Annotated in this window: 4 protein-coding genes; all 4 read right to left on the reverse strand. The window is 62.3% G+C overall.

The genetic code is table 11. From position 1 onward, the window contains the following. Window positions 1–23: 23 nt before the first annotated feature. The 4 genes from ED655_RS08945 to ED655_RS08960 are packed head-to-tail and all read right to left on the reverse strand — an operon-like array spanning window position 24 to window position 1,420. Window positions 24–593 carry a TRM11 family methyltransferase gene (locus tag ED655_RS08945; RefSeq protein WP_122049886.1) on the reverse strand — a complete coding sequence of 190 codons (570 nt, stop codon included), beginning with the start codon at window positions 591–593 and terminating at the stop codon, window positions 24–26. Then, window positions 590–946, reverse strand: a complete 357-nt coding sequence (locus tag ED655_RS08950; RefSeq protein ID WP_122049887.1) for a VRR-NUC domain-containing protein — start codon at window positions 944–946, stop codon at window positions 590–592. The genes ED655_RS08945 and ED655_RS08950 overlap by 4 nt, the downstream gene beginning before the upstream one ends. Then, complete coding sequence (locus ED655_RS08955; RefSeq protein WP_122049888.1) at window positions 933–1,145, reverse strand: hypothetical protein; 213 nt, start codon at window positions 1,143–1,145, stop codon at window positions 933–935. The genes ED655_RS08950 and ED655_RS08955 overlap by 14 nt, the downstream gene beginning before the upstream one ends. Then, on the reverse strand, window positions 1,139–1,420 hold the full coding sequence (locus ED655_RS08960) for a hypothetical protein (RefSeq protein WP_122049889.1): 282 nt from the start codon (window positions 1,418–1,420) through the stop codon (window positions 1,139–1,141). Before ED655_RS08960 ends, ED655_RS08955 begins: the two co-directional genes overlap by 7 nt. Between the last annotated feature and the right edge of the window lie 6 nt (window positions 1,421–1,426).

The raw sequence follows: 1,426 nt of genomic DNA on the forward strand, positions 1-1,426 counted from the left end.
GGGCGTCAGGGGTTCTGGTTTGCTCATCCCACCACCTCATCAGCCACAGGCACATCAGGCAGGAATCCGATGATCGGCGGCCCCGAATATCCGTGCTCAAACACGAACCACGCATAGGCAATCGCACCGCCTTTCGCGGGTACGTCAGACCCACCAGGCGGCATCGACATGCGCTTGCTCGACACCCACACACGGGCGAGCGGAACCGTCTTGAACCATTCCCGGCGCTTGATGCTTTCGAGGAAGGCAAGGCGCAGCAGCACGCAGACGCGATCGCGGGTATGAGCCAAGGCGCAGTCTATGAACTCGCGGGCCTGGTCATACGGCGGGTTGCTGACCACGGAATCAGGCGCATATCCGGCAAGGGAGCCCTGATAGGTATCGACGGATGCGCGGACCCAACGCGGCTTAATGTCGGCCCCATAGGTGCTGACATTTGCAGCCTCTAACCGGCGCACGATATTTCCACCGCCGCAGCACGGGTCGAGCACAGTGCCAATAAATGACCGCTCGGCGGCTATCAGTGCATCCACGGCCCAGGGCGGCTCTACGTACCACTCGTCGGCGTGGCGTTCGTATCCTGAAGCTCTCATGCCGCGACCCTCGCTCTTACGGGCACGCCACAGGCCGCCAGATGCGCCAGCACGGCATCAATAGACCGGCAGACGGCCACTGACCCGCCAGCCTGGGTGAGACGAGCGTGCATTTCGCGTTGCGCCTTGCTCAGCGTGCCCACAGGCGTCTTGAGTTCGATCAGGTGATGACGGCCGGCATGGACAATCTCCAGATCCGGCCAGCCGGGCAGGCAGCCGCGCTTTTTGCGTCGGGCACCCTCACGCGGGCCGTTCTGCCGGTTCTCGTGGCTGATAGCTACGGCTTCGGGCGGAAGGGCCAGCTTGAGCGCCAGCCATACCGCTTCGTGTAGCGTGTCCTCAGGGCGCTTCATGAGTAAACCCCCCAGCCCGGTCCCGCTCCCGTTTCAGGGCGCGGATCTCGGCTTTGAGGGTGGCGATTTCCTTGTCCTTGGCGGCCATCAGGGYCAGCGTGCGGGCAGGTTCAGCCTTGGCCTCCCATAGCAGGACGCGCAGGCGCCCAATCTCGGCCTCCAGGCGGCGGGCGTAAGGCGTGCGGAATAGGTTCAGCATGACACCGCCTCCGCCTTCTCTTGAAGCTCCTTCAGTTGCGCCAGCCGCCTTTCGAGGTACGCAATCCTAGAGGTGCGACGCCGCAGCGCCTCATTTCTCGCCTCCTCGGCTGTCTCGAAAAAATCCTCCTCGTAGTGCGCTCGGCCGCCAACTTCAGCCCATAGCTTGCCAGGTTCGTTGCGCATATGATCCCATTCGGTATGCCAGAGAATATCAACGGCATCATGCTCGGTGAACGATTTGATCGTGCCCATATTGGGAAGGTAGAGTTTCATGGCTCA

It is taken from the genome of Asaia bogorensis (assembly GCF_900465345.1).
In the GTDB taxonomy this organism is placed as follows: domain Bacteria; phylum Pseudomonadota; class Alphaproteobacteria; order Acetobacterales; family Acetobacteraceae; genus Asaia; species Asaia bogorensis_A.

Excerpts from the sequence above, each read along its gene's own strand:
- ED655_RS08945 (WP_122049886.1), bottom strand. The coding sequence starts at position 593 with ATGAGAGCTTCAGGATACGAACGCCACGCCGACGAGTGGTACGTAGAG.
- ED655_RS08950 (WP_122049887.1), bottom strand. The coding sequence starts at position 946 with ATGAAGCGCCCTGAGGACACGCTACACGAAGCGGTATGGCTGGCGCTC.
- ED655_RS08960 (WP_122049889.1), bottom strand. The coding sequence starts at position 1,420 with ATGAAACTCTACCTTCCCAATATGGGCACGATCAAATCGTTCACCGAG.